General features: G+C 67.3%; 6 protein-coding genes. 1 reads left to right on the top strand and 5 read right to left on the bottom strand.

The genetic code is table 11. The annotated features are described in order from the left end of the window. Nucleotides 1-282 precede the first annotated feature (282 nt). The gene (locus Q0326_RS15970) at nucleotides 283-606 is read right to left on the bottom strand and encodes a DUF3253 domain-containing protein (protein WP_298692296.1); all 324 of its coding nucleotides are present in this window, start codon (nucleotides 604-606) and stop codon (nucleotides 283-285) included. Between the two features lie 179 nt (nucleotides 607-785). On the opposite strand from Q0326_RS15970, the gene Q0326_RS15965 reads away from it, so the two are divergent. Then, entirely contained in the window at nucleotides 786-1,640 is an 855-nt protein-coding gene (locus tag Q0326_RS15965; protein WP_298692294.1) for an oxidoreductase, read from the top strand. Nucleotides 1,641-1,677: 37 nt separating this feature from the next. Here the strand turns inward: Q0326_RS15965 and Q0326_RS15960 are convergent, their stop codons facing one another. From Q0326_RS15960 to Q0326_RS15945, 4 genes are all read right to left on the bottom strand, one after another. After that, the gene (locus tag Q0326_RS15960) at nucleotides 1,678-1,941 is read right to left on the bottom strand and encodes a hypothetical protein (RefSeq protein WP_298692292.1); all 264 of its coding nucleotides are present in this window, start codon (nucleotides 1,939-1,941) and stop codon (nucleotides 1,678-1,680) included. Nucleotides 1,942-2,008: 67 nt separating this feature from the next. Next, nucleotides 2,009-3,457 carry a GH1 family beta-glucosidase gene (locus Q0326_RS15955; RefSeq protein WP_298692290.1) on the bottom strand — a complete coding sequence of 483 codons (1,449 nt, stop codon included), beginning with the start codon at nucleotides 3,455-3,457 and terminating at the stop codon, nucleotides 2,009-2,011. 137 nt (nucleotides 3,458-3,594) lie between these two features. Then, nucleotides 3,595-5,892 carry a TIM-barrel domain-containing protein gene (locus Q0326_RS15950; protein WP_298692288.1) on the bottom strand — a complete coding sequence of 766 codons (2,298 nt, stop codon included), beginning with the start codon at nucleotides 5,890-5,892 and terminating at the stop codon, nucleotides 3,595-3,597. Nucleotides 5,893-5,909: 17 nt separating this feature from the next. Further along, a complete protein-coding gene (locus tag Q0326_RS15945; protein ID WP_298692327.1) occupies nucleotides 5,910-6,716 on the bottom strand; it encodes an SGNH/GDSL hydrolase family protein in 807 nt (268 codons plus the stop codon). Between the last annotated feature and the right edge of the window lie 6 nt (nucleotides 6,717-6,722).

The following is a 6,722-nucleotide window of genomic DNA, read 5'->3' as shown; positions in this document are numbered from 1 at the left end:
AACCACCGCCACCGCCGCCGCCGTGGAAGCCGCCGCCGCCGCCATGCTGTGCCACCGCAGGCGTCGCGGCGATGATGGCAACCGCGCCCAGTATCGTTGCAATAGAACGTTTCATTGTATCATCCTCCGTACTTTAAATGGGTTTCATCTCGAAACGTTCAATAGACGGGACGATGATTGATCCGATCAGCATCGATGGCAAAATCGGTGGAACGTCTTGCTTTATGAATGACTGTTCAGCCGGCAAAGCGCGCGTGCTCGGTTCGTGGTTCGATCTTTCGTTTACCGCTCTGCTCGATCTGCGATGTCGGCAGCAGGTGGAATCGCCTCGTTCCCATCTGAACCCGGCGCGCGAGCGATCCGGTACGGCCCCGCGCGCGTCGCGAGCGGCTTGCCCTTCCAACTCAGCGATACACTGTCGTCATCGAGAAGCCGATCGATAGCGCCATGTACTATCGGCATCAGATCGCGCCATCCTGGCCCTGCCGGCGCGGTCGCATCGGCCAGTGCCCTCGCCACCTCGCTGGGGCAGATCGTTGCGCCGGTTGCGCGTTCGGCGAGCAGCGCCAGCACCGTCTCGGATGCCGCTCGGGCAGGATCGTCCATCTGCGCAGCCTTCCGTCTCTTCGTCCGCACCTTCAGGGGTTGCGGTGACGTGCAGACCCTCCCGTCGTAACGTCGATCGGAGCGGTCTCGTTGCCTGGGGTCGGGGTGCGCCAACGATCCCCGGACCTTGATTGTCGTTCGACCGTTCGGCTCGCATCCTTCTGATACGGAGCTTGCTCATGGTCGACGACACCCCCGTCTGGTTCATTACCGGTTGCTCGACCGGGTTCGGCCATGAACTCGCCAAGCTCATTCTCGCGCGCGGGGGCCGTGCCGCCGTCACCGCCCGTGGTGCGGACCGTGTCGCGGATCTGGTGGCGGACGTCGGCGCGCGTGGCCTCGCGCTCGATCTCGACGTTGCCAAGCCGGAGCAGATCGAGCGCGCCGTCGCCGCCGCCAAGGCGCATTTCGGGCGCATCGACATCCTGGTGAACAATGCAGGCTATGGCTATCAGAGCTCGATCGAGGAGGGCGAGGACGCCGAGATCCGCGCGCAGTTCGAGGCCAATGTGTTCGGCCTGTTCGCATTGACCCGCGCGGTGCTCCCGATCCTGCGCGCCCAGCACGCCGGTCATGTGATCAACATCACCTCGGTGGGCGGGCTGATCGGCTTCCCGGCCTCCGGCTATTATGCGGCAACCAAACATGCCGTCGAAGGCTTTTCGGACTCGCTTGCCGCCGAGGTTGCGCCGCTCGGCATCAAGGTGACATGCGTCGAGCCCGGGCCATTCCGCACCGACTGGGCCGGCCGCTCGCTCAAGCAGACCAAGAGCCGGATCGCCGACTATGCCGAGACGGCGGCGGCACGGATGGAGACCACCAGCGGCTATAGCGGCAGCCAACCGGGCAATCCGGTGCGCGCCGCCGAGGCGATCGTCGCGCTCGTGGAACGGGCGGAGGCACCGCGCCATTTCGTGCTCGGCAAATTCGGCATCGATGCGGTGACCGCCAAGCTGCGGGACCGTCTCGACGAGATAGAGGGTCAGCGATCCGAAAGCCTCGCCACCGACTTCCCGGAAACGGTCGACGCCTGACCCTGCGTCGCGGCGGCGTTGCGGCCGCCGCGATCGCTCAGGCCGCGGTCGACGGGGCTTCGAGCAACGCCGTCGGCTGCCGGGTTCCTGGCAGGGTGGCCGACGCCTGTCCGCGGCCGCGCTTGGCGGCGAGCACGATCGCCGCCGAGCCGAGCAAAGCACTGGACAGCAGCATGCCCACGGCGAGCAGCCCGCCGACGCTGATGCGCGCGTCGACGTCGATCGCGCGGGCGACGCGCAGCGAGACATGCGCACCCCCGACCGTCTGGATCGCAGGTGCGGAGGGAAGATGTTTGGCCATGGCGCTGTCTAGGCGGTTATGCGCGGCGAGGCACGACCTTCTTGTGAAGGCCGTGCCGTCGGTCCGCTCACACGAGAGCGTTGCGCGCGACCAGTTCGCGGTACCAGGCCGCGCTCAGCTTGGGGATGCGCCGGCCGGTCGCGAAGTCGACATAATGGACGCCGAAGCGCTTGGTGTAGCCGTCCGCCCACTCGAAATTGTCCATCAGGCTCCACAGGAAGTATCCCCGAAGCGGGAAGCCCTCGCTGGTCGCACGCTGGAACTGCGAGAGATAGTTGCGCAGGTACATGATCCGGTCGGAATCATCGACGCGCCCGTCGACCAGCGGATCGTCGGCCGAACAGCCGTTCTCGGAGATGAACAGCGCCTTGGGCTTCCACAGTTCGCTGACCGTGCGTACCGCCCAATAGGCGACCTCGGGCCCGACATAGAGCCAAGGCGACGCCATCCGCGGCGCCTGCGGCAGATGCGGCAACACCGCATAGCCCTTGGGCGAGGCGTCGGCGCGAACGTAATTGGGCGAATAGACGTTGAGCGCGACGAAATCGAGCGGCGTGGAGATCGCCTTCATGTCGCCCGCCTGCACGACGGGGGCGTTGGCACCCTCGCTCTGCAGGTAGCTGTCGATGTAGCGGCCTTCCAGAATCGCGGTCAGGAACATCGCGTTGGTGTCGCGCGTCGCCTTCTTGGCGGCCTCGATATGCTCGGGCGTCTCGATCACCGGCACGAAGAAGGTGGTGTTGTCGGCGAGACCGACCTGCGTGCCGGGCCGCGCATGCGCGCGGATCGCCTGGACGCCGAGCCCGTGAGCGAGCACGCCATGGTGGCGAACTTGGTTCACCTGCGCCGCGGGCAGTTTGAGACCGGGAGCGTGGATACCGGTCTGGTGCCCAAGATCGGTGAAGCAGCGCAGTTCGTTGACCGTCATGAAGTGGTGGACGCGGTCCGACAGCTGGCCCGCGACATGGCCGGCATAATCCGCAAAGGCATAGGCCGTGTCGCGCGACTGCCAACCGCCGGGAAGCGCTGCCGGCAGATCCCAATGGAACATCGTCACATAAGGCTGGATGCCGTTCTCGAGCAGATTGTCGATGACCCGGTTGTAGTGATCGAGCCCGCGCGGATCGGCCTGTCCGCGCCCATTGGGGAAGATCCGCGACCAGGCGATCGACATGCGATAGGCGCGCACGCCGAGATTCTTGAGGAGCTGGGTATCGTCCTTGTAGCGATGATAGCTGTCGCACGCGATGTCGCCGGTATCGCCGTTGGCGACCTTGCCAGGGGTGTGCGAGAAGATGTCCCAATTGGTCTGACCGCGCCCGTCCTCGCGGACGGCGCCCTCGATCTGATAGGACGCCGTCGCGCAACCCCAGACGAAATCGTCAGGAAAGCGCCCCCCCGTCCGGGCAGACGGTCGTACCGCCGCCGAGACGGCGGGCGCTGCACCGCCTGCCGCGAGCACCGCCGCCGTCGCGCCAAGACCCAGCCCCAAATCGCGGCGATTAAACCCAGCCATCCTTGCCTCCTACTGTCATTCTTCGCGATCGCTCGACGCCGCGCATCGTGTCCAATCGTCCGGCAGGATGCCACCCCCGGCGGCGGCGGAAAAGACCTTTAGGCCCGATCCCCGCGCCAAGGCGCATCCGGCCGCCGTCACATCACCGTGAGCAGCGTGGCGGCATTCTGTCCGGTTGGCAGCGCGCCGTCCGCCGACAGGCGGTGGCTGGCCTCGTTCCAGCGCAGCGTCGTGGCGCGGCCGGGCTTGGTGCTGACGCCATCGTCGTCGTAGAGCGTGGCGGTCGCGTCCGCCCCCGGATAGACGCGGATCTGCTCGAGCGGCTGGCGGGTCATCGTGCTCGGGATCTGCACGCCGAGCGGCACGATCGATCCTGCGCGCACATAGAGCGGCAGGCGATCGATCGGCGCCGCCGCGGTGATCCACTGGCCGCCGGTCAGCTTCCGGTTGGTCCACCAATCATACCAATCGGCACCCGCGGGCAGATAGACGCGGCGGCTGGTCGCGCCCTGTTCGGTGACGGGGGCGACGAGGAACGCCTTGCCCAGCATATATTCGTCGCCGATCGTCGCGACATTGGGATCCTGCCCGAAATCCATGAACAGCGCGCGCATGAACGGCGCCCCGGTCCGGCTGGTCTCGTGGCCTGCGGCATAGAGATAGGGGATCAGGGCGTAGCGCAGGCGCAGGAAGGTCTCGAGGATCGGCGTGGCCGCCGCTCCATAGGACCAGAGTTCGGTCGCCGGGCGCTGGCCGTGGATGCGCAGCGTCGGGGTCAGCGCATTATATTCGAACCAGCGCGTGAACAGCTCGGGATAGTCGGGATCGCCCGGGGTCATCGCGGTCGCCCCCGTCGGATCAAGCAGCGGCGGATGTTCGGGCGTGTCGGCCTGCGGGGTCTGCCAGCCGCCGGTGTCGCTGCCCCAATAGGCGAGCCCCGAGGCGGTGAAGCCGAGCCCGGCCGGCACCTGCCGGTGCAGCGCCTCCCAGGTCGCCTGCACGTCGGACGACCAGAACAGGCAGCCATTGCGCTGCGACCCAAGATAGGCGGCGCGGCACAGGATCAGGTTGCGGAAGCCCGGCCGGTCGTGCGCCGAGCCTTCCGCCACGCTCGCGGTGTGGAGCAGCGGGAAGACATTGTGATAGCGGTCGCCCGAGCCGATGGAGTAGAAGCTGCCGTCGGGGACGAGATCGGGTTCGGTCTCGTCGAGCCAGAACCAGTCGAAGCCTTGCGACGCGATATTGTCGCGGATCTTGCCCCAGTACCAGGCGCGCGCATCGGGATTGGTGCTGTCGATCAGCCCGCCGGCTCGGTCCGCACGGATCGCAAGGCCATCGACCGGGTTGCCGTCCTTGTCGTGAAGCAGCCAGCCCTTGGCGGCGAGCGTGTCGAAATAGCGCGACTCCTTCTCGAAGCGCGGCCAGACCGAGACGATGCTGTGCAGCCCCATCGCGTGCAGCGTGTCGTTCATCCCCTTGGGATCGGGGAAGGCGGTGCGATCGATGTCGATCTGCCCCATCCGCGTCCAGTAGAACCAGTCGAGCACCATCGCATCGAGCGGCAGCCCGCGCGACCGATAGCCCTTGGCGATGTCCATCAGTTCGGACTGGCTCTCGTAGCGCGCCTTGCTCTGGATCAGACCGAAGGCGGCCTTGGGCGGCAGCGGCGTGGCGCCGGTCAGCGTGGCGTAGCCGGCATAGAGCGCATCGGTGGTGGGGCCGGTGACGACGAAGAAGGAGACGCGCTCCCCGACCTCGGAGGTCCAGTGCGTGCGCCCGTTGAGGCCGGGCGACACGGTGGTGGGCGAGGGATTGTCCCACAGCACGGCATAGCCATGGTTCGAGACCATGAACGGCACGCACACCGTCTCGCCGGCGGGCGCGTCGTAATTGTGGCGGCAGTCGATCGTGCGGCCGCGCAGATCGAGGATGCCCTCCTGATTCTGGCCGAGCCCGTAGAAATGCTCGCTGGCATCGGTCGAGAAGCTGGCGCCGACGCGGAACGTCTTCTCGCCGTTGACGGTGTGCGGCGCCATCTCCCAGCCGGTCATAACGACGATCGGCTTGCCGTCGGCGCCGCGGACCGAGACCGAGACCGGCGGCAGCGCCGGCGCGAAATAGCGCTCCATCTGCGTCGGCGGCTTGGGGCGGTCGCCGGCCGCAACGGTGACGCTGAGCGCCGACGAACCATATGTGTCGCCGCTCGCCGCCACGCCGTGCGTCCACCCGGTCTGGTCGGGCTTGGCGAGCACGCCATAGCCGGGCGCCGCGGCGGACCGGGCGCCCTCAGTCGCGATCGTCACGCGGACGATATTGGGCGCATAGGGCTCGACCGACACGAACGCGCCATAGCGATCGAGCGGCGCCGCGGAGGCAGCGCCCGCGGCGAGCAGCGCGGCGACGGCCGACACGGCAGCGCCCGTCCAGCGGGCCATGCGATGGTTCATCCGCGTCACCGTCCCGACACCGTGGCGATCGCGGCCGTCGCGATCGGCTTCATCACCGCATAGCCGGCCGGCGTCGGGTGGACGCCGTCGCTCGACAGGCCGGGCTTCATCCCCCCTGCCCCGTCGACCAGGGCGCCATAATAGTCGACATAGGCGAAGCGATTTTGCGCCGCATAGCCGCGCAGCCAGTGATCGAACGCGACGATCGTGGCGGCCGGCTGCTTGCCGGGACTCCACGGGAAGGCGGCAGCGGGCAAGGTCGAGGCGAGCAGCACCCGGATGCCGTGCGCGCGCGCGAGCTCGGCCATCGTCTCGATATTGCCCTCGACGATCTCGAGCGTGGCGGCGCCGGTATTGCCGGCGATGTCGTTGGTCCCGGCCATGATCTGCACCGCGCGCGGGTGCAGGGCGATCACGTCCTCGCGGAAGCGGACGAGCATCTGCGCCGTGGTCTGCCCGCTGATCCCGCGATTGACGATACCGGGCGCGAACAGCGACGGATCGCCCTTGAGCCAATTGTCGGTGATCGAGTCGCCGAAGAACACCACGCGCACGGGCTGCGCGCTCGAGCGCAGCGCAAGGTTGGCGGCATGGTAGCGGCAGATCTGGCCATAGTCGCGGGTCAGCATATGGAGATTCCACAGCCGCCAGCCGTCGGACGTCGTCGGCGGCGCATGGACAGGGCACGGATCGCTGACGATTCCGACCGGATCGGTCGCGGCAGGATCACCTTCGATCCTGGTTTGCGCCATCGCCATGCTGCAGCCCGCCAGCGCCGCAGCAACGCCCAGCAGGACGCGACCAACAACCATTCTCAT

The sequence above is a fragment of the uncultured Sphingomonas sp. genome, assembly GCF_937859915.1.
Classification (GTDB): domain Bacteria; phylum Pseudomonadota; class Alphaproteobacteria; order Sphingomonadales; family Sphingomonadaceae; genus Solisphingomonas.
The sequence above is the reverse complement of the archived record's forward strand: the minus strand, read 5'-3'. Positions and strand labels throughout refer to the sequence as shown.